We start from the raw sequence: 20410 nt of genomic DNA, 5'->3' as shown, positions 1-20410 counted from the left end.
TGTTTTGATTTGGGATGGAAAGCGAAAATAAGATAGTCTTTTGAGGAAGATTTGCGAATGAGTAAAATAGAACGATTTGAGGATTTGATTGCTTGGCAAAAAGCGAGAGTGCTAACTCGAATGATTTATCAAATCACTCAACAAGGTGCCTTCGCTAAAGATTTTGGACTTTCGGGACAAATACAACGAGCGGCTGTTTCGATTATGTCTAATATTGCTGAGGGTTTTGAACGTAGTTCTTTAGGAGAGTTTCATCAGTTTCTTTCCATCGCAAAAGCTTCTTGCGCTGAACTGCGTTCTCAACTCTACGTGGCTTTTGATGCCGGCTATCTTACCCAAGATGAGTTTGACCAATTCTTTACCTTGGCAAGGGAAGTTTCTCTAATCGTTGGTGGTCTTCGAGCTTCGGTTGAAAAGCAAAGAAAACAATCGCAGATTAAAAATAGCTCGGAACGCCAAACTCCCAACTCAAAGTTTCAAACTAGGAGTTAAACCCTGACTCCCTACTCCCACTTCTCACTCAAAAGTAAAACTCTCAACTTTTTACTTAAACTTTACTTCCAACTGAAAACAGAAACTCTCTACTTTTAACTCCCTACTCAGCACTCAGGACTCAGCACTCAGCACTTAAAAAATGATTCCTTCTCAAAGAGTTTATTTACTGTTACTTCTAGGCATTGTAATCGCACCGGCACTCGCCATAGCCTTTAACAATCAGGTCAGCATCATCAGCACTTTGCTATATGATGCCGGCATCTTGTTATTGATGTTTTTAGATAACTTACGGCTGAAAAGTCACCGTGTAGAAATCACGCGCACTCCCCTCGGACGCCTCTCGATTGGGCGGGATAATCCAGTTATTCTGTCAGTACAATCAGGTAAGCAGCCGGCAAATATTCAAATTCGTGACGGCTACCCCGTTGAGTTTGAAGTTTCGATGCCGGCACTACAGGCTTCCTTGCCGGCAAACACCACTCAAGAACTCACTTACACCGTTAAGCCGGCGCATCGAGGTGAGTATCCGTGGGGAGACATTCAAGTGCGTCAGTTGGGTGCTTGGGGTTTGGCTTGGCATAATTGGAAAATTCCAGCAACTCAAAAGGTGGCTGTTTATCCGGATTTGTTGGCATTGCGGGCACTTTCCATTCGCCTGACACTGCTATCAACCGGCAATATGCAGCAAGCGCGTAAATTTGGCATGGGGACAGAATTTGCAGAATTGCGGGAATACAGCAGTGGCGACGATCCCCGCATGATCGATTGGAAAGCCTCTGCACGCCGGTTTAGCGTACCCAGCCGGATGCCTCTGCAAGTCAGGGTTTTAGAGCCAGAACATGAGCAAACCTTGATGATTTTACTGGATCGGGGACGCCTGATGACGGCACAGGTGCAAGGATTGAAGCGGTTTGATTGGGGTTTGAATGCGACGCTGGCGCTGGCTTTGGCTGGGTTAAATCGGGGTGATCGGGTGGGGGTTGGCGTGTTTGATCGCGAAGTAACCACCTGGATTCCTCCAGAACGGGGTCAGCATCATCTCAGCCGGCTGATTGAGAGACTCACACCGATTCAGCCGGTGTTATTAGAACCCGATTATATAGGTGCGGTAACAAATCTCGTGAAGCAGCAAACTCGGCGAGCACTGGTGGTGTTAATTACAGATATTGTTGATGTGACTGCCTCAGCCGAACTTCTTGCCGGTTTGGCACGCCTAACGCCGCGCTATTTGCCATTTTGTGTGACTCTGCGCGATCCTCAAGTTGACTTTCTCGCCCACACTTTCACCGAGGATGTGTCTGCAACTTATGCACGTGCGGTTGCTTTAGATTTACTCTCTCAGCGACAAGTTGCGTTTGCGAATTTAAAGCAGAAAGGCGTGCTGGTTTTAGATGCGCCGGCTCATCAGATTAGCGATCAATTAGTCGAACGTTATTTACAATTAAAGGCGAGAAATCAACTTTAATATTCCAAGAGTAATGACTGACTATTTTAGCGTAAGTTATCATTTATCATCCAAAATGCTTAACAAAAAATGATTTTTATTAGGGAGTGTTAAGCAGAAGTCTAAGGATAGCTTGTTAATAACTAATTAGTAAATGATTGGCTTGCAGGCTTGCGGCTACAATACTTGATCAATAAGGCAAACAAACCTATTCCGACAATGTATTTAAGTGGATCGGGAATTATTGGATTGGGTGAGAAAAACCCTTCAATGATGCCGGCAATGATCAGCATGGGCACAACACCGAATACTAACTGCGCTGCCTGAGACCCATAAAACTTTAAAGCATCGGCGCGGCGGTATTTACCGGGGAAAACAATCGCTCTGCCAATCATAAGACCGGCACCTCCTGCAAGAAAGATTGCCGGCAATTCTAGGGAACCATGAGGAAATACAAACGCCCAAAAAGGATACGCTAAATTATTTTGACCAACCAGAGTGGCGAGTGCGCCGATGCTAAGTCCGTTGTAGGCGAGAATAAAAACTGTTAATAACCCGGCAGTAATGCCACCGGCAACGGCTGTAAATGATACTTTTAAGTTGTTAACCATAATTCCACTGGATGCCAAAGGTTCAACGCCAACTATTGAACCCATCCATAACTCATGCCGATCTCGTACCTTTTCAATTAACTCTTCCGGCACTATCAGCGACAGGAACAAGGGATCTTGCCATGCAAACCACCAAGCAATTAAAATGCCGGCCATAAAGATAGCCGTGGCAATGGCAATATAAGCCCAATTCTGTTGGATGGCTGCCGGTAAACCCCAACGATAAAATTCCACCACCGCTTGCCATTCCTGCCGGCGCGAACCTTGATAAATTTGGTTATAGCTGCGGGAAGTCAAAATTTGCAAGTCTCGCACCAAACTTTCTCCCACTTGGTGGGTTCGCGCCCGCGCTAAATCCGCAGAGACAGAACGATACAAACTAGCCATTTGCCGGATTTCATCTGCGTTTAAAGATTTCAAACCTTTTTGTTCAATTTGCATTAAAAGTGCATCCAACTGCTTCCAGTTCGGTTCTCGTCTCGCAATCCAGCGCTGAATATTCATAAAGTTTTCTTAAAGGTTTGCCGGTGACTATGCCTAGGGTAGCTTAAGATAGCGTCAAGCAAGCACGTCCTCATCAACGAGAGGATTTTACTTATGTCTAAAAATCTTAGTCCCCAAAGTCCAATCCAACCGCTGAGTATCGGTAACGTGGTGAGTGCGGGAGTGCGAATCTACCGCTCTCATCTTAAGTCCTATTTGGGATTAGCTCTCCAAGGGTCTTTGTGGGTGATGCTTCCCTTGGTGCTGCTCGCTCTTGTGAGTGTATTTCCTGCTTATTTTCAAGCTAACCCTTTAGCTACGTTAGTTCTTGTTGCAATTGGGTTAGTGCTTCTAATTTATGGCCTTGCAAAATATTATGCTTTTTCTGCTCTCATCTCGCGTTTAGCTTTTGGAGAATTGGTTAACCAACCAGAAAGCGTGACAACAGCCAAAAGTAAAATTAATTCGCGTCTTGGATCTTTTTTATCGTTAAACATTCAAATTGGATTACTGTTGTCTTTGGTATACCTTGGCTTAGCCATTACTGCAGGAATTGTTATTGGTATTGTTGCGTCAATCCTGGGATCGGTAATCGGTAGAATTGGCATTGCTTTAGTTGTTTTCCTAATGGTATTCATAATCCTATTCGGATTGACCTGGTTTTTCGCTCGATGGCTGATTGCTGAAGTTCCACTGGCCGTTGAGGAAGGAACTAATACCCGCCAGAGTATTGACAGAAGTTGGGAATTAAGTAAAAATTCAGCTTTTAGAATTCAAGGTATTGTGCTGATTGGTTTTTTAGTAACCGTTCCTCTTGTTTTGGTTACTAATTATTTACCCTTGCTCTTTCTCGTAGGAGTTGAGCCAAATTCTCCCCGCTATTGGATTGTGTATTTCATTTCTTTAATTACGGGTTTATTAGGAAGTGCTTTGGTATTGCCGTTCTGGCAAGCCATCAAAGCTGTTTTATATTATGATCTTCGTAGCCGGCGAGAAGGTTTAGGTTTAAAACTGCGGGATCGGGAAGTTTAATAATCTGTACTAGATGCCATGCGTTTTTTTAATCGGGTCACACTTCAGACACCAGAAAGTGTAGAACTGGAATTCACACTAGCCGGCATTGGGAATCGAGCTTTGGCGCTGCTAATAGACTATTTAGTCTGGGGGTTAATTCTATTTTTGTTTGTGAGTGTCTGGTTTATCTTTGGAGTTCAGCTAATTGATTTGTTGGACACACTGATCGATAGCAACAATCTGGAACTGTGGCTAATCTCGATTTGGATTCTGATTACATTCTTTATCTATGTGGGGTATTTTGTTTTCTTTGAAACCTTATGGCAAGGGCAAACACCCGGTAAACGCTTTGCTGGGATTCGCGTAATTCGGGACGATGGGCGCACAGTTGGATTGCAACAAGCGACGTTGCGGGCGCTGCTGCGGCCTGTTGATGATACTTTGTTTATCGGAGCAGTTTTGATTATGCTGACTCGCCGGGAGAAACGCTTAGGAGATATGGCAGCCGGCACGGTGGTGATTCAAGCAGATCGAGCAGTTGCACCGGCACGCTTTCCCATATCTGAGCCGGCACAACAGCTAGCAGAACAGTTGCCATATTTGGCCAATTTACCCGCCTTGCTACCAGACGACTTTGCCGTTATTCGAGAGTATTTGCAGCGGCGTAGCGCGATGGAACCCAAAGCCAAATCTGAATTAAGCCGGCAGCTAGCCAGTCAGGTTAAAAATGTAATTGCCTTAGAAGAATTGCCAGAAAAAGTCAGCGCTGACGTGTTTCTAGAAGCTGTGTATCTGGCTTATCAATCGAATAGAGCTTAGGGAAAGAATGAGGGGAGAAATACATCATCACCCTCATCTATTCATTGCTCAGAAATACTAAGCATTGGGCAAGGCTTCGCCAACCTAAAGGTATGGGCACTGGGCACTGAAAAACACTCAGCACTCAGCACTTAGATTCTAATCACCGGCCACCCGTTAAGAAACTCTTACTCAGGCGTTTAATCGCACGATCTGCTATATCAGAGTAACGCAAGTCTCCGCACAACACTCTACCTAGCGTCTGGGTGGCTGCAGGGCGCTTGACACCGACTTTGTAAGCAACACCGGGGAATTGGAAGAAGACGCCCGATAAGCGCTGCGCCCAAACCATATCACTGCCCCATTCTTCATTGATCGTCTGGGTGTATTTTTCCAAAGCATCACCGGCACCAGAAAGTGCCCGATCAATTGCTTCTGAGGCTTTTAAACCACTAAACATTGAGGGGCGAATTCCTTCTGCCGTAAACGGATCAACCACACAAGCTGCTTCGCCGGCTAAAACTGCATTTTGGGTATGAAGCTTTTGGTTGCCATCCCACAAAGAAAGTGGGTGGGTGTATTGCTTGCTGGTGCCGGCATTCAAACCCAACCCAGCCGCATATTCAGCTAAAACGCTGTTGAAATCTTTCGGATCACCGCCTCGGAAAGTGCTAATCCCGATGGAATAGCCCTCTGCTTTGGGGAAGTTCCAAATAAAGCCATTTTTCTGCAAGCCAAATTCAAAATTGACCAGGGGATTGCTTGCTGCTTGCGCTGAGTCAATTTCCATTGCGCCGGCTAACCGCTTTTTCGGTTCCTTAAAGCGCAACCACTTGGCCATTGGCCCTTTAGCTCCATCCGCCGCAATCAAATAACGACCTTCAACCGGCCCATTTGCCGTATTTACTTGCCAATGGTCATTTTTGAACTCAATGCCGGTGACTTCCGTATTGTCTCGCAGTTCCGCTCCCTGGCTTTGCGCTTGCTGGATCAGGAAGTGGTCAAATACATCCCGCCGCACCATCCAAATTGGCTCTTTGACTTGCAGATCCACTTCAACTGGATCTTCCATCTTCCAAGTGCAACGCACCCGGTTAACTTTTAGAGAAATCGCTGGGGAAAAATCAAAATCGAACCACTCAGCGATCGCGGGAGACACCCCACCGCTACAGGGTTTATATCGTGGCAGAGATTCTTTTTCCAGCACAAGAACAGAGCGTCCCCGCTTGGCCAAGTGATACGCAGCAGTTCCACCGGCAGGGCCGGCACCGACAATGATGCAATCAAACATCTTTAGGTAATTGTTAATTGTTAATTACTAATCGCCAGCTCTCAGGTGTAAGTTACCGGATAAAATCTTCCTCAACTTCACACATTTGAGCGCTGCGCCTTAATTTTAGACCGTCGTGATATCTTTTTCTTTTTCCGCTAGCAATTCCTCAACCCTCGCGATGTACTTATCCGTCAGCTTTTGAATTTTATCCTGCAAATCCCGCGACTCATCTTCTGTAATGTCTCCATTCTTCTCCTGCTTGCGAGTAGAATCGACGCCATCACGCCGGATATTGCGAATCGACACTTTCCCCTCTTCCGCATATTTTGCAGCAATCTTAACCAATTCCTTGCGGCGATCACTGGTCAGAGGCGGAATGTTCAATCGAATCACTGAGCCATCGTTATTAGGCGTTAAACCGACATCTGACAGAGAAATTGCCTTCTCAATCGTGTTCAAGCTACCGCGATCATAGGGTTGAATCGTGATTGTGCTTGAATCTGGTGTGCTGATATTCGCCAATGATTTGAGCGAGGTTGGCGTGCCGTAATACTCTACCGTCACCCGATCAAGCAGCGACGCATTCGCGCGACCTGTGCGAATCGTATTAAACGAGCGTTGAGTTGACTCAACGGCCTTTTGCATATGGCTTTCAACGTCAGCTAACTTCACAAGAACCTCCCACAATTGTTCCGACAGATTCACCCATAACTGCTCGGCGGATATTACCTCCGACCGAAATATCAAAGACCATGATAGGAATGCTGTTTTCTTTACACAACGCGATGGCTGTACTGTCCATCACCCGCAGATCATGGGTCAAAACGTGGCTATACGTCAAGCTTTGAAACCGGCGAGCGCCCGGATTGAGATGAGGATCGGAATCATAAATCCCGTCTACCTTGGTCGCCTTAAAAATTACATTCGCATCAATTTCAGCAGCGCGTAAAGCGGCTGTTGTATCCGTGGTAAAGAAAGGATTTCCAGAGCCGGCACCAAAAATCACAGTCCGTCCCTTTTCTAAATGGCGAATCGCACGCCGCCGAATGTATGGCTCTGCCACTTCCTGCATCGCGATAGCTGTTTGCACTCGCGTTGGCACCCCTATTTTTTCTAGGGCATCTTGTAAAGTCATGGCATTCATGACGGTGGCAATCATGCCAATGTAGTCCGCTGTGGCCCGATCCATCCCCGCAGAAGCCCCTTTGACTCCCCGAAAGATATTACCGCCACCAACTACAATGGCCATTTGGACGCCACTAGCCACCACATCGGCCACCTGTTGAGCGATTTCATGAACCACTACTGGATCGATGCCATAGCCCAGGTCGCCCATTAGGGCTTCACCGCTCAGCTTCAGCAGAATCCGCCGATAAACTATCCCCATGCTGCGACTATGTTATTAACGTCAAATTCCTCCACCTTAAGATAGCAGTAGAGGGGCATTTTGCAACGTTTCTACTCAAAATCCCAAAGAAAAAATAGGGGCTAGAGGAGAAATCTCTCTAATCCTCAATGCCCCATGCCCCATTCCTCTAATTACTGTCTCCACTTTACAGAGCAACCAATGGCTTCGGTGAAGGCAACACTCACCGGCTCTCCCTGAAGCAATTGTGTCAGTGCGTTCCGTAAATAAGGCACCCCCACTGCTTCTGGGTCATTGGCATTATCATCAATTTGTCCCCGGTAACGCACGAGGCCGTTTGTGTCTAACAAAAATACCTCTGGGGTTTTCTGTGCTCCAAAGCAGTGAGCCACATCTTGCGTGACATCCCGAATATAGGGAAAATTCAGTTGATTGCTGGCTGCGAAAGTTTTCATGTTCTCAAAGCTATCTTCGGGATACTGGATCGCGTCATTGGCGTTAATCCCGATTAAAGTAAAGCCTTGAGCTTGAAAATCCGCTTGAATTTGTTTGAGCCGGCCAAGATACAGGCGCACATAAGGGCAGTGATTGCACATGAATATGACGCCTACAGCCCGAAAACTTTCAAGATATCGGGCTAAATGATGTACTGTATCGTCAATTCCAGGCAGTTCAAAATCGGGAGCGTAGCTGCCAATCGGAGTATCTGTCATTTCCATGAGAACTCACATTCCATAGCGCGTAAATCACAATAACTCATGTCACTGTCATCGGCCATCGTCGGTTTTACGCAATTGACCGATGACAAATGACAAGCTACCAGCCTTGAGCCATCGCTTGGTATCCAATAAGTTTATAGACCAGTTTGGCTGCGGTAAATTCCGAAACCACCGAATCGGTAACCGGCGCTAATTCCATCACGTCACAGCCAATCACTTCGTGAGACTCGCACACTCGCCGCAAAAAGGTTGTCAGGCTGTACCAATTTAACCCGCCCGGTTCAGGGGTGCCAACGCCTGGGATTAAGGTGGGATCAAGTCCGTCAAGATCAATGGTGAAAAACACCCGTTTCGTTGAGATGCTGGCAATCGCGCGTTCCATCCAATCGGGTTGGCTGACAATATCGCGTGCTCGGAACACCGGCAGCTGTTTTTCTTTGATCAAATCGGCTTCTTCTTTACAAATGCTGCGAATGCCGATTTGTACTGTCGGCAAACCCATGTCTACGATCCGACGCATTACACAGGCGTGGTTGTGAATCGAGCCGTGGTATTCATGGCGTAAATCCCCGTGAGCGTCGATTTGAATGACGGTAAACGGTTCATCTGGATAAGCCATCCGATAAGCTTCTACAACGCCGGTGGTGATGCTATGTTCGCCACCCAAGGCAATGACAAATTTACCTTCTTGAATCAGATGGTAAATGGTCTTACTGGTAACTTCTAACATCTCCTCAGAGGAAACGGATTGGCCATTGCGGGTATCTGCGATTGCGGAATGAGTAAAAATTCCTACTTCATAGCAGATTTCCCGATCTAATTCCTCGTCGTAGCATTCAAGCTGATCCGAGGCATTTAGAAGGTGAGCCGGCCCGTTTTCGCAACCTCGCCGATAGGTGGTTGTTGCTTCGTAGGGAATGGGCAAAATGACAACGCGGGACTCATCGTAGGCAACCTCGATCTCAGACCCAAGAAATGGCTGCAAAGCAGCAGGAGTTTGAACCGGCATGGCAGAAGTAATAAAAAGCGAGTTGCAACATTTTGATCCTTACATACTGTGCTGCGGTTGGCACACCCTCCTGATACCCCCAATACCCATGTGCGGTTGCCTAATCGCAATCAAAGGGGTGGGGCGGCTAATGGCATTCTTTTGGAATTTATTACAAAATCTTAAGAAGACGCCCGCTGACGATTGGCCATTAGCTTTTAGATAATTTTTCTCCCATGACTTTCTCTGCTGCAACCCCATCCACTCCTGCTGCCGGCACGACAGTAACCAATTACACCTGGACTTGGCGAGGCTTTCCCATCTGTTACCAAACCCAAGGCGAAGCCGGGCCGATTGTTGTGCTTATACATGGTTTTGGCGCTTCTTGTGGTCACTGGCGCAAAAACCTGCCGGTGTTGGCTGCCAATTGCCGTGTCTACGCCTTAGATTTAATTGGCTTTGGTGGTTCAGCTAAACCTACTCCAGGCGTTGATATTTCCTACACCTTTGAAACGTGGGGACAGCAAATTGCAGATTTCTGCCGCGAAGTTGCCGGCACTCCCGCTTTTTTAGTCGGCAATTCCATCGGCTGTATTGCCGCAATGCAAGCGGCTGTGGCTCATCCCGATATTGCCTTGGGGGTGGCGCTTTTAAACTGTTCCTTGCGGCTGCTGCATGATCGCAAACGCGCCCAACTTCCCTGGTATCGCAGCTTGGGCGCACCGATTGCACAAAAAATTCTAGCGATCAACTGGATAAGTCAACTATTTTTTAACCGGCTTGCCACACCGGCAACGGTGCGAAAGATTCTTTTACAAGCCTACAAGCGCCCTGAAGCCGTGACGGACGAACTCATTGAGATGCTCCTCGTGCCGGCCCGCGATCCGGGTGCGGTGGGCGTATTTGTGGCGTTTACCGCCTATTCTCAAGGGCCGTTGCCAGAGGATTTGCTGCCTCAGTTACCTTGTCCGGCGCTGATGTTATGGGGAACCGCAGATCCGTGGGAGCCGGTGGCGTTGGGGCGAGAGTTGGCCCAGTTTTCCACTGTCCAGAAGTTCATTCCCTTGGAGGGAGTGGGCCACTGTCCCCAGGATGAAGCACCAGAGCTGGTTAATCCTATTTTGCAGCAGTGGATTTTGGAGCAGTCAGAGTTGCTAGATGCGCGTAATTCAGGTCACTTTTGATTGATTAACCACTCTACTAACTAAAAAGATTTCGGAAGCCAGCTATCAATCCTGACATTGATGTTTCAGGATTGACGGATCGGTTCCCAAAAATTCATTTATGAAGCTTCAAATTACTTCTTATCAAGAATTCAATGAATTGAGCAAAATTAACAGATTATTTATTTAAATGTCTGTTTTTTTGTAATTTTACTTTTCATGACTAAAAAGAGCTTGTTATTAAACCCCTAAAAATTTTGCAAAATCAGAATAATTTAGCAATCTAAACTTGAAACGATTTACTTTGAAATGCAAGAATCTGCCGATTGGTAGACGGAGAGAGCCGGCAAAATAGAGTATCTTGTTGGGAACTTTATCATAGTGAGGAAAAGCAACTGTGGTTCCCTTACGCGATGTAAATCCAGTCCGCATCACCCCATACGTTACTTACGGGTTGATTATCGCCAATATCTTGGTATTTATTTATGAGATAACTTTGCCCCCGCCTGTGCTTGAGTCATTTTTCAGGACTTGGGCGGTTGTTCCTAGGGACTTAACAATGGTCTTGGAAGGAACAAGAGTGGGATCTTCCCCTTTTCCGGAATGGCTGACCTTGATTAGCTCACAATTTTTGCATGGTGGCTTTCTCCACATCGCCGGCAATATGCTATTCCTCTGGATTTTTGGCAACAACGTAGAGGAATCTTTAGGTCGTATTAAATACCTGATTTTTTACATCGGTTGCGGTGTACTTGCTGCCCTAACTCAATGGTTTTTTGCCAGTGGCTCTGACATTCCTTCCCTCGGGGCGAGTGGCGCAATTGCCGGCGTTATGGGAGCATATATTCTCAAATATCCCAAGGCTGAAATTGTCACCTTAATTCCCCTTGGTTTCTTCTTACCCGTGGCTCGCATTCCTGCTTACTTCTTTCTGGGTTTTTGGTTTGTGCAGCAAGCATTTAACGGGATTGTGGGTCTCAATGCGCCGGCAGATATCGGGATGCAAGGCGGCGGCATCGCTTATTGGGCACACGCCGGCGGCTTTGTTTTTGGAGCCATTTTAGGGCCGGTACTTGGCTTATTTAATGATTCAAAAGAGTCAAGGGTTGAACAACTTTAGATTTTAGATTTTAGATTTTGGATACGTTATCTAGAATCTAAAATCTATTATTTAAAATTCCTAACGTTATGCACTTCAGCTTGAGGGCGTTGTGGTTTGCGTCCATCTTGAGGAGACTGTGGCCCACTCATCGGCACATAATCAGCCGGCTCAGGGAACGCTGCAGTGCTGTAAACTTCCACTGTCGTATCCGCGCCGTTGATAATAGCTCCCAAAAGCTGAATTTCTTCCGATTCAGTTAATGAATCAACATACTCAGCCATTAAACCCGATTCTGTGTAAAGCGGTCGAGCCACCAACACCATGCCATCGGTGTGAGGTTCCAGCAATAGGGCATCATTGCACGCACTCAGCGCCGGCGTATCTATAATGACAAAATCAAACCGGCCCCGAACATCTTTGAGCAAGCGGTGCAACTCACTGGATTCTAAAATCGCACTCGGTTGCCGAACCGGCCCTGGTGACGGCACTACATAAAGGTTTTCTACTTCCGGAACCAAGCGAATGCAGCTATTTGGCTGGCCATAGTAGCGCAGAGGCTCAATCGAATTTTCAGGATCGGTAGCCACCTTCAAACATTGTGCCTGAGAAGGCGAACGCAAATCCGCCTCAATCAGCAGTGTGCGTTTGCCGGCTCTTGCTGAAGCAATTGCCAAATTATAAGCACAAAACGTCTTACCTTCCTTTCTGCCAACACTGGTTAGCAACAACACCTTCACAGGTTTCTCACTAACGCGGCGCAGATTCGTCCGCAACCGCTCGTAAAATTCCAGATAAGGAGAATCCAACTCCACCATCACCGGCATCTCGTGATGATCCAAGTCAAAAACCATCACTGCCGGTAAAATTCCCAAAAGCGGCACATCCCGTTCCTGCAAAGATCCGCGCACCTCTTCCATCGTGTAAAACTTGCCATCTAGCATAGACAGCAAAAAGATCAGCACGCCACCGCTGAAAATTCCCACCACAGCGCCGGCTGCCAGCGTCATCACAATCCCCATTCCCGGTTTATTGTGGCGAACCACCTTGATCCCTTGCGGCGCAATACTCAAACTGCTCACCGTTTCCGCCCCTGCGGTTCGCGTATCGGCTAACAGCGTTTGCATCTGATCGTAAAGCGCCTTTTGAATCGCTACCTGCTGCTGCCGGCGATCACGTTCTAGCTGCTTATTCGGAATACTCGCGTATTCATTCCTGAGTTCCTGTTCTGTACGAACTGACGCCTCCAATTGCTGTTGCAGCCGCTCTCGCTCGGTTTGCAAACCCATTAGTGACCCTGCCACCTGCTGCCGCGCCGGATCTAAACTGCTGTTTTGCCGGATTTCCGAACCGCTCATCAGGGGTGCCGCCGCTCCATTTCCGCCGATCACTTCAGCCGAGCGCTGGCTTAACAACTCCTCATAAGCTTGTAGCTTGCGGCGCAACTCCACCATCCTGGGGTGATCGTCGCGCAAATCTCGCTTCAAAATTTCCATTTCCGACTCAGTAGTGTGCATTTGCACGTGCAGGTTCGCCAGAATCGGATCGGCACTCAGCGCTTGAGAGACATAAGCCTGATCCGGCGTTAATCCCAGCCGGCTAGACAAGCTACGAATTTGCGCGTCAGTTCCCTCTATTGCAAGTCGTAGTTGCCGTTGCTGTTCTTGAGAAGTCGCAATCGCACTTGGCAAAGCCCCAATCCGGGCCACCGATAGCGCCGCCCCTTCAATGCGATCAAACTGTTCGAGTTCTTGTTCAGCCGCCTTCAGCGTCTCTGTTACCGGCACCAACCGTTTTTGAATTTCTTGAACAGTGACATCCACGCGGGTTGAGTTGACCTTGTTGCTATACTCAACCATTGCCTTCATCAGCGCAGCCACCATTGCTTTTGCTTTATCTTGATCAGGCCCGATGTACTGAATTTGAATAAACGGCGGTGCCCCTTCCTTCGGCAGCCAAATTTTGGCATTTTTTTGAATATTATTCGGAGGTTCCTTCATCTGAGCTGACACTGATTGGATCACCTCAGGAGATAACAGAAACCCCTCCGTAATTGTCGAGCCTTGCTCTTGAATTTGAGGGGTTGTTTTTGCAAAAGTCACCAGAGGCCGGTTAGAAGTCAGCAATCCTTCAGCGAGATAGATAGGAGCCGGCTCGGGCTGGATCGCCACGACCCCTGAAGCGCCGCACACCGCAACAAAAGCAGCCACTCCAAACCATTTGTATTTGCCTACGGCAATCAGATAACGCTTAACAATTGGTGGGGTCATAGCAGCCGGCTCCGGAAGATTTTAGATTTTAAATTTTGGATTTTAAATCGCTGATTTATTCAAACGTAAACCATTAATTAAATTATGACGCGAATGAGTATTTAACTTACCAATTTTTCCTTTAATTCCCGATTTCTTGATCTATCTCCCCCTCCCCCACTCTTCTACTCTCCCACTCTTCCCTCTCCCACTCAGGACTCAGCACTCAGGACTCAGAACTCATCGCCGGCTTCCCGGAGGGGCAAATATATTTCCAGCGCTATTTTGTAAAGAATCAAAAAATAGGAGAAAACCGAGAATATCGCGGAAAGGCTGAGTAAACGTATTGAGGGCGTAGGTAATTCGAGAAACAAAATTCCGACCAATAACAATTACATCATTATCTTGTAGGAGAGGATTTTGAGCCGGCTCGCCTCGAAGTGCCTCTTTGCCGTCAATTTCCAGGGTGACTGCTCTGCCTTGTTCTGGATCAAACCGAATCAGGGCGATTTTTCGCAGGTTGGCGGTGTCTAGAGGAACGTTGTTCAAGGCATCGACAAAGGTACTGCCACTGGGAAGCGTAACTGTACCCGCCGCACCACTAGCGTAACTTAAAACTCGAACGTTGATTGTGGGTTTGGCCAGAGTCGAGCGGCTAACGAGCTGCCGGTCATAGGCCCGATCTTGGCCCGGTTCCAGTCTGGGGACGATCACTGCATCGCCGGTTGCCAAGCGCAAATCGGGTAAAGCGGCTGAAGTTTGCAGGGGGGTAAAAAGGTCGAGGGTTTCCTCGCTGAAGCGCCCATCGCCGAGTGCCCGACGCACCCGCACCACCCGCAAGTCTGCATTTTGGGTAATGCCACCGGCGGTGAGTAAAGCGTCTGAAACCCGCGTTGCGCCGGCTTGTAGCGGGTAAAAACCGGGCTTTGCGATTTCGCCGGTGATGGTGACTTGAACGGGTGCCTGGGATGCTAATGTCGAATTGGCAACTAACTCGCTGACCTGATCGCTATCTGAGCTGATAGCCCGTTTGGGCACAATAATCGCATCGCCTTCTGCCAGAGGAAATGCCGGCAGAACGCCCCCTTGCAAAGCGCTGAGCAGGTCAATATTTTGCTCAATTACAGAACCATTTCCTAGGGCACGGCGCACCCGCACCTGTGCTAAATCTGAGGCGGCTGTAGCCCCACCGGCAGCCAGCAACGCGTCATACACGCGCGAGAATCCGGGCTGCAGGGCATACAAACCGGGTCGCCCCACTTCTCCGGTAACGCTGACGGCAACGGGTGTTTTAGCCGCCAAATTCGAGTTAGCGAGCGCCGCAGTGTCGTAATCCTGAGCTTGAGGAATTGTCTGTTTTGGCACGACGATTGCATCGCCGTCTTCTATCCGAATACTGGGGGGGGTGCTGCCGGTTTGCAAAGGCGTGAGCAAATCAATATTTTGCTCAACGACGGAACCGTTGGGTAAGGTTCGGCGCACCCGCACAAAGCGCAAATCTGCGGCGGAGGTAGTGCCGCCGGCTAGAAGGATCGCAGAAGATACCCTCGGTAAAATATTGGGTGGAATGACATAAAAACCCGGTTGGGCAACTTCACCAACGACTGTTACATCCACCGGACGCGGCACCACTAATGCCAGGGAAATCACCGGATCGACCACATACTGATTGAGCCGCCCGCGAATTTCTGCCTGGGCTTCTGCTAAGGTTAACCCGTCTAAAAATACGCTTCCTATTAAGGGCATGACAATGTTCCCTTCCGGGTTAATCGCGCCCCCAAAATTTAGGTCGGGAAAACGCTGCACTTGAATTTGAATTTGATCCCCCGGCCCTAAGCGATAGTTAGTATAGTCCTCTGCTCGACCGGCATCAAAGGTTGATCCTGGTAAAGGCGCGTTCTGGATCGGTTGGAGTGGTGGCTGCCGGGGAATTTCCAGGGGCGGTGGCGCTGGTTGGGGGTAGCTGGGAATCGGTGTTGGGGAAGCCGGAATATTCGGCCCGATTTGAGCCTGGATGCTGGCGGGGTAAGCTTGAGATGGGGCGATCCAAACAAGGCCGGTAAATAATAGAGTTGTGGTGCCGGCATATAGTCCGGCAAGGGAAAACGCGGTTAACTTCTGAGTGGAAACAGCGGACGGTTTCAACATAAATAGATGCAGACAATTAAAAGTTTATTTTTAGCTGAAATTATTAATAATTTATTTTTAATTTTGAGTCTATTTTGTACCAGATTCGTGTTAATTTTTCGACTTTTTAGAGAAGCCGTGAGCGTCAATCCACTTCACAAAACCCGACATCGCAAAGGAATTCAAGGCGCTAGGTTTAGGCATTTTACGGTTTATTATGCCCATTTTTTATAAATTCTCTAAAGGGCCGGCCATCAATGCCGCTTGAACCGTTTTACCTAAAGATTCAGCCAACTGTCGGGATCGCTCAATATTGCCAAAAGGTTCGATAGAAATCTGAATGCTCACTGCCACCCAAGGAACGCGCCGGTTCGATAACTGCGCCCTACGATCTGCCCAAAACCAATGACTCGGTGCCGGATGGCCACCGTTAGGCCAAGCGTACCATTGCAAGACTGCATAAGTTTGCCGCTCGTTCCTCGCTCGCAAAAAACGGGCTTGGACGGTTGCAACCTGTTGTGCTGTAAATTTAGCCTCCCCACGGCTGTCGGCATCGTGGGGAACTGCAACGGTAAACTGCATCTGACTATAAGAATCTAAGATCCAGCGCTGCAACCCGCTGACGTCTGTCCACTCAACTTGCGGCTGATCACTTGGATCAGATTGAGGTAGTAACAGAATCAATGCTTTAGTCTGGGGAGCGTGCTGAACTTCCAGCAGTAACCAATTGCGACCGCCAATTAAGACAGTATCTTGCTGTAGTGTCTGCCAACCGGCAATGGTTAAACCTGTTTTCCGCAACCCTTTTAGCTGTTCAAGAGTGGGGACTGGAGGGGGACTTGCCCAGCGCCAGTTTCCTGCAAAATAGCCAGGAACTGCCCCTATGCCGATCAGTCCTAGTAGGAATCCCAGCAAGATAATTTTAGACAGTGGATATCGATGCAGTAGTTTAGACAGGGGCATAGCTAGAATTTTAATTTTCACTTGACTGTAATCTGTCAGCTCTTTGCTAACAGCTAACGGTGGAGAACTGAACCCTAACAAAATGCCCACTGGTTAAGGTGATTCTGAGGATCAATCGGAATCTATATAAAAATTCTCTTTAAATTTTTCAATTCCATTGAGCAAGACCATTAACAGTGCTAGCATACCGGCAGAATAAAGATCGCCGCCCCATCCTTCGTGCAGCCAATCAAATGCCTGTTCTTGGCCGGTTCCATAAAATAAGGTAAGCAGGGTGTTGCGAAGAATATTGGCAGTGACGCTAACCACCACAGTTAGCCACAAAAATACGAGGGTCGTTCCACGGGATCGATAAGTGTCAGTCCAGTAAAGCAGCATTAAGCTGACATAAAGACTGGTGAACAACATTTTAAGACCGGCACAGTGGGGAGCGACTTCAACAATGCGTCCTCCTACAAATAGATTAATGTTCTGCACCGTAACATTCAGCCCAAATTGCGTCAAGATAAAGCCTGCGGTGCCGGCGATGAAGCTTTGTAGGGGCAAGGTATAAGGAGCAATTAAATAGGGAATTTCTGTGGGAGTGGCTAGCAAGACTAACAACAAGGGGAAGGCTTGCAGCCGGATGCCTTCCTTGCCTTTGATCCACAGACAAACGCCGGCAAGAACCGTTGGAAAAGACAAATTAACCAGATCCGGAAGCCCGCTGAGATAGAGGACACCCCCCAATCCCAGCAAGAAGCCACCCAAAGGATGGGTGTGATCGCTTAGTTTGACCCATCGCTCTCGGTTGATCCAGCTGATGTAAGCGGCAAAGGGCAACCCGATCAACCCGTGGCTGAAATATTCGTGTTCGAGGCTAATTTTAATGATTTTCAGCCAGCCAGAGTACCAGTGCATCAGCAAGGGTACATAGAGAATGGCCAGTAGGCTGAAGATCAGCCCGGTGAACAGGTATCGCTCAACAGCATCGGGAATTTTGCGCTCAATATGCATGATGTCAACTCAGGGAATTTTGGCTTGTCTTGTCCATTGCCAACAACTAAGGACAAAAGACAAGGGACTCTTGAACCCTCTAAAATCAGCGAAGGGCTGCAGGTTGGCGACTGGTGAAAGATTGAATACCGGCAGCGACTTGGGAAATTTGTGTCTCCTCCAGTCCGGGATACATTGGCAACGAGAGAATTTCCTGGCACAGGGCTTCTGCATGGGGAAAATCGCCGGGTTTGTAGCCCAAGTGTTGGTAAGCCGGCTGTAGGTGGCAAGGAATGGGGTAATGGATGCCGGTTTGGATGCCGACTTTGGCGAGTTCTTCTTGAAGCGCGTCGCGACTGACAGAACCGAGGGTGCGGATCGTGTAGAGATGGTAAACGTGGCCGGCACCGCTTTGGTTTTGGATAGGACTAATGCCCTCAAACTGGGAAAGTAACGCGTCATACCGCTGGGCAGCTTCGTTGCGGGCGCGGTTCCAGCCGGCTAAATAGGGCAGTTTGACCTTGAGTATAGCGGCCTGTAAGGTATCGAGCCGGCTGTTTGTCCCGACTTCGGTGTGTAAATATTTCTGCGGTGCGCCGTAGTTGCGAAGGGTTCGCATTTTTTTTGCCACGTCTGGATCGCCGGTGACAACTGCGCCGCCATCTCCAAAGGCACCCAAATTTTTACTGGGGTAGAAGCTAAACGCTGCCGCAGTGCCGATTGAGCCGGCGCGGTAGCGTTCTCGTTCCGCTAAATGAGCTTGGGCAGCATCTTCAAAAATCACTAGGTTGTAGGTGCCGGCGAAGTCTCGTAGTTGGCGCGGGGAAACCATTTGTCCGTAAAGATGGACGGGTAAGATCGCGCGTGTCTTCGGTGTGATGGCGGCTTCGGCGGCTGCCAGGTCTATCAGAGCAGTTTGCGGGTCACAATCGACTAAGATTGGCGTCGCGCCGGCACGTAGGACGCCGATTAAGGTGGCAATAAACGTGTTGGCCGGTAAGATGACTTCATCGCCGGTGTCGATGCCACAGGCTTGCAATCCTAGGGCAATGGCATCGGTTCCACAGGCAACCCCAATGCCATAAGGCACACCGCAGGCTGCTGCAAAGGCGGACTCAAATTCTGCCAGCGCCTCACCCAGAACGAAATCTCCCCGCCGCAACACAGTTTGGATCGCCTGTTCTATCTCAGCTTGAATGGGCTGGTGTTGCAGTGTGAGGTCAACAAACGGAACTTTGACAGAGGCGCTAGTCATAGGGGGAGAATCTAAAAATCAACGGTCTTGCTCATCTCAAGTAAAAGACCTGGATATTACTGTTATGCCGGATCGCCACGGTGTTCACCACATCTGAGTTATGAAGAATCTGTAAAGGTTTTCACTTTTTTTTAAAGATCAGCCCTGTTTAACCTTTGGTTAAGGCGATTCACGTTGAAGAAACTACGATTGTCAGGAAACATTTCTCGCGGCGATCAGATGAAAAGGCAAGCACTTCTGTTTTACGGTTAATGCTGCTAAGAACAAAGCGCAGATCCGCTTCAGGCATTAGACCCTGTGAATGTAACAGTTGCGTTGCCCTGGAAAAATAGCCGCACCCTAATTCTTGTAAAAATACGCAGTTGTTCCACTAGACATTGGGTAATCGGTTAAAATCCTTTCTGGTGTCTTAGAAGAGAACAGCAAATGCCTGATTTTACACGCCGGAAATTTATCATTACGAGTGCTTTGGCGGCTGGGTTTGCGTTGGCAGTTCGCCCAATTTCTGCTCAAGTGATCACGACAGATAGTGAAAGTTTGGTGGCGGGTGAGGTGATGATTCCTGTCACCGATGGTGAAATACCGGCTTATCGGGCAATGCCGGCAACGGGTGAGAATTTTCCCATTGTACTGGTGGTGCAAGAAATTTTTGGGGTGCATGAACACATTCAAGATGTTTGCCGCCGGTTTGCAAAGTTAGGATATTTAGCCATTGCGCCTGAAATGTTTGCCCGTCAAGGCGATGTTTCCCAACTTAGTGATGTTCAAGAAATTATTTCTCAAGTTGTTTCTAAGGTTCCAGATGAGCAAGCACTATCTGATTTAGATGCGGCGGTTGCTTGGGCAAAAACATCCAGCAAAGGCAATGCGGATAAACTTGCAATTACCGGCTTTTGTTGGGGGGGTCGAATGGTTTGGTTATATAGCGCTCATAATCCCAATGTTAAAGCTGGAGTGGCATGGTATGGGCGTTTAGTGGGGGAATCTAAGCCGTTAACGCCCCAGCATCCGATTGATATTGCTGCTGATTTGAAGGTGCCGGTTTTGGGGCTTTATGGCGGCAGTGATCAGGGAATTCCCAATGAATCTGTTGAGAAAATGGAGGAAGCGTTGAAAGCCGGCAACAGTGGTTCGGAAATTATTCTTTACCCGGATGCGCCCCACGCTTTCTTTGCTGACTACCGTCCTAGTTATCGCCAAGAGGCGGCTGAGGATGGCTGGCAGCGCTTACAGGCTTGGTTTAAGCAGCATGGCGTTGTTTGATTGGGTTTAATTGGGGTTGCCGGTTTAACCTCAATTCTTTCTCTTTTTTGACTTCTTAAGCGACTTCATAAACCCTTCAGCAAGCTGCTCTAAAAGAAAATAGTTATCAAAAAAGTTAGGGATAA

Annotated in this window: 18 protein-coding genes; 7 read left to right on the top strand and 11 right to left on the bottom strand. The window is 48.1% G+C overall.

The window, feature by feature from the left end; all coding sequences use genetic code 11:
* Positions 1-57: 57 nt before the first annotated feature.
* Both H6F73_RS03430 and H6F73_RS03425 read left to right on the top strand, forming a co-directional pair.
* Entirely contained in the window at positions 58-492 is a 435-nt protein-coding gene (locus tag H6F73_RS03430) for a four helix bundle protein (protein ID WP_190757410.1), read from the top strand.
* A gap of 142 nt (positions 493-634) precedes the next feature.
* The gene (locus H6F73_RS03425) at positions 635-1960 is read left to right on the top strand and encodes a DUF58 domain-containing protein (protein WP_190757409.1); all 1326 of its coding nucleotides are present in this window, start codon (positions 635-637) and stop codon (positions 1958-1960) included.
* 122 nt (positions 1961-2082) lie between these two features.
* Here H6F73_RS03425 and H6F73_RS03420 read toward each other — a convergent pair whose 3' ends face one another.
* Positions 2083-3054, bottom strand: coding sequence for a stage II sporulation protein M (locus H6F73_RS03420; protein WP_190757408.1), 972 nt, complete (start codon positions 3052-3054; stop codon positions 2083-2085).
* Positions 3055-3147: 93 nt separating this feature from the next.
* Between H6F73_RS03420 and H6F73_RS03415 the strand changes: the two genes are divergently transcribed.
* Both H6F73_RS03415 and H6F73_RS03410 read left to right on the top strand, forming a co-directional pair.
* Positions 3148-4065, top strand: coding sequence for a hypothetical protein (locus H6F73_RS03415; protein WP_190757407.1), 918 nt, complete (start codon positions 3148-3150; stop codon positions 4063-4065).
* A gap of 18 nt (positions 4066-4083) precedes the next feature.
* Entirely contained in the window at positions 4084-4866 is a 783-nt protein-coding gene (locus H6F73_RS03410; RefSeq protein ID WP_190757406.1) for an RDD family protein, read from the top strand.
* A gap of 142 nt (positions 4867-5008) precedes the next feature.
* Here H6F73_RS03410 and H6F73_RS03405 read toward each other — a convergent pair whose 3' ends face one another.
* The 5 genes from H6F73_RS03405 to speB form a co-directional block, all read right to left on the bottom strand.
* Positions 5009-6136: a geranylgeranyl reductase family protein gene (locus tag H6F73_RS03405; protein WP_190757405.1), complete on the bottom strand. Its 1128-nt coding sequence runs from the start codon at positions 6134-6136 to the stop codon at positions 5009-5011.
* 105 nt (positions 6137-6241) lie between these two features.
* Positions 6242-6790 carry a ribosome recycling factor gene (gene frr / locus H6F73_RS03400; RefSeq protein ID WP_190757404.1) on the bottom strand — a complete coding sequence of 183 codons (549 nt, stop codon included), beginning with the start codon at positions 6788-6790 and terminating at the stop codon, positions 6242-6244.
* The gene (gene pyrH / locus H6F73_RS03395) at positions 6777-7505 is read right to left on the bottom strand and encodes a UMP kinase (protein WP_190757403.1); all 729 of its coding nucleotides are present in this window, start codon (positions 7503-7505) and stop codon (positions 6777-6779) included. The genes frr and pyrH overlap by 14 nt, the downstream gene beginning before the upstream one ends.
* Positions 7506-7657: 152 nt before the next feature.
* Positions 7658-8197 (bottom strand): thioredoxin family protein, encoded by a 540-nt coding sequence (locus tag H6F73_RS03390; protein WP_190757498.1) that lies wholly within the window; start codon positions 8195-8197, stop codon positions 7658-7660.
* A gap of 103 nt (positions 8198-8300) precedes the next feature.
* Entirely contained in the window at positions 8301-9212 is a 912-nt protein-coding gene (speB, locus tag H6F73_RS03385; RefSeq protein ID WP_190757402.1) for an agmatinase, read from the bottom strand.
* Positions 9213-9427: 215 nt separating this feature from the next.
* On the opposite strand from speB, the gene H6F73_RS03380 reads away from it, so the two are divergent.
* Positions 9428-10375: an alpha/beta fold hydrolase gene (locus tag H6F73_RS03380; RefSeq protein ID WP_190757401.1), complete on the top strand. Its 948-nt coding sequence runs from the start codon at positions 9428-9430 to the stop codon at positions 10373-10375.
* A gap of 376 nt (positions 10376-10751) precedes the next feature.
* A complete protein-coding gene (locus tag H6F73_RS03375; protein WP_190757400.1) occupies positions 10752-11474 on the top strand; it encodes a rhomboid family intramembrane serine protease in 723 nt (240 codons plus the stop codon).
* 47 nt (positions 11475-11521) lie between these two features.
* Here the strand turns inward: H6F73_RS03375 and H6F73_RS03370 are convergent, their stop codons facing one another.
* The 5 genes from H6F73_RS03370 to H6F73_RS03350 form a co-directional block, all read right to left on the bottom strand.
* Positions 11522-13723 carry a tyrosine-protein kinase domain-containing protein gene (locus tag H6F73_RS03370; RefSeq protein WP_190757399.1) on the bottom strand — a complete coding sequence of 734 codons (2202 nt, stop codon included), beginning with the start codon at positions 13721-13723 and terminating at the stop codon, positions 11522-11524.
* A 219-nt stretch (positions 13724-13942) separates the two neighbouring features.
* Positions 13943-15850, bottom strand: coding sequence for an SLBB domain-containing protein (locus H6F73_RS03365; protein ID WP_190757398.1), 1908 nt, complete (start codon positions 15848-15850; stop codon positions 13943-13945).
* Positions 15851-16057: 207 nt separating this feature from the next.
* Positions 16058-16792 (bottom strand): cyanoexosortase B system-associated protein, encoded by a 735-nt coding sequence (locus tag H6F73_RS03360; RefSeq protein WP_190757397.1) that lies wholly within the window; start codon positions 16790-16792, stop codon positions 16058-16060.
* 111 nt (positions 16793-16903) lie between these two features.
* Positions 16904-17788: a cyanoexosortase B gene (gene crtB, locus H6F73_RS03355; RefSeq protein WP_190757396.1), complete on the bottom strand. Its 885-nt coding sequence runs from the start codon at positions 17786-17788 to the stop codon at positions 16904-16906.
* 85 nt (positions 17789-17873) lie between these two features.
* Positions 17874-19022 carry a DegT/DnrJ/EryC1/StrS aminotransferase family protein gene (locus H6F73_RS03350; RefSeq protein WP_190757395.1) on the bottom strand — a complete coding sequence of 383 codons (1149 nt, stop codon included), beginning with the start codon at positions 19020-19022 and terminating at the stop codon, positions 17874-17876.
* Positions 19023-19448: 426 nt separating this feature from the next.
* On the opposite strand from H6F73_RS03350, the gene H6F73_RS03345 reads away from it, so the two are divergent.
* Positions 19449-20285, top strand: a complete 837-nt coding sequence (locus H6F73_RS03345) for a dienelactone hydrolase family protein (protein WP_190757394.1) — start codon at positions 19449-19451, stop codon at positions 20283-20285.
* The last annotated feature ends 125 nt before the right edge of the window (positions 20286-20410 follow it).

The organism is Microcoleus sp. FACHB-68 (genome assembly GCF_014695715.1).
In the GTDB taxonomy this organism is placed as follows: Bacteria; Cyanobacteriota; Cyanobacteriia; order Cyanobacteriales; family Oscillatoriaceae; genus FACHB-68.
The sequence above is the reverse complement of the archived record's forward strand: the minus strand, read 5'-3'. Positions and strand labels throughout refer to the sequence as shown.

Coding starts and splice junctions, on each gene's coding strand:
- H6F73_RS03430 (WP_190757410.1), top strand. CDS start 58: ATGAGTAAAATAGAACGATTTGAGGATTTGATTGCTTGGCAAAAAGCG.
- H6F73_RS03425 (WP_190757409.1), top strand. CDS start 635: ATGATTCCTTCTCAAAGAGTTTATTTACTGTTACTTCTAGGCATTGTA.
- H6F73_RS03420 (WP_190757408.1), bottom strand. CDS start 3,054: ATGAATATTCAGCGCTGGATTGCGAGACGAGAACCGAACTGGAAGCAG.
- H6F73_RS03415 (WP_190757407.1), top strand. CDS start 3,148: ATGTCTAAAAATCTTAGTCCCCAAAGTCCAATCCAACCGCTGAGTATC.
- H6F73_RS03410 (WP_190757406.1), top strand. CDS start 4,084: ATGCGTTTTTTTAATCGGGTCACACTTCAGACACCAGAAAGTGTAGAA.
- H6F73_RS03405 (WP_190757405.1), bottom strand. CDS start 6,136: ATGTTTGATTGCATCATTGTCGGTGCCGGCCCTGCCGGTGGAACTGCT.
- pyrH (WP_190757403.1), bottom strand. CDS start 7,505: ATGGGGATAGTTTATCGGCGGATTCTGCTGAAGCTGAGCGGTGAAGCC.
- H6F73_RS03390 (WP_190757498.1), bottom strand. CDS start 8,197: ATGACAGATACTCCGATTGGCAGCTACGCTCCCGATTTTGAACTGCCT.
- speB (WP_190757402.1), bottom strand. CDS start 9,212: ATGCCGGTTCAAACTCCTGCTGCTTTGCAGCCATTTCTTGGGTCTGAG.
- H6F73_RS03380 (WP_190757401.1), top strand. CDS start 9,428: ATGACTTTCTCTGCTGCAACCCCATCCACTCCTGCTGCCGGCACGACA.
- H6F73_RS03370 (WP_190757399.1), bottom strand. CDS start 13,723: ATGACCCCACCAATTGTTAAGCGTTATCTGATTGCCGTAGGCAAATAC.
- H6F73_RS03365 (WP_190757398.1), bottom strand. CDS start 15,850: ATGTTGAAACCGTCCGCTGTTTCCACTCAGAAGTTAACCGCGTTTTCC.
- H6F73_RS03360 (WP_190757397.1), bottom strand. CDS start 16,792: ATGCCCCTGTCTAAACTACTGCATCGATATCCACTGTCTAAAATTATC.
- crtB (WP_190757396.1), bottom strand. CDS start 17,788: ATGCATATTGAGCGCAAAATTCCCGATGCTGTTGAGCGATACCTGTTC.
- H6F73_RS03350 (WP_190757395.1), bottom strand. CDS start 19,022: ATGACTAGCGCCTCTGTCAAAGTTCCGTTTGTTGACCTCACACTGCAA.
- H6F73_RS03345 (WP_190757394.1), top strand. CDS start 19,449: ATGCCTGATTTTACACGCCGGAAATTTATCATTACGAGTGCTTTGGCG.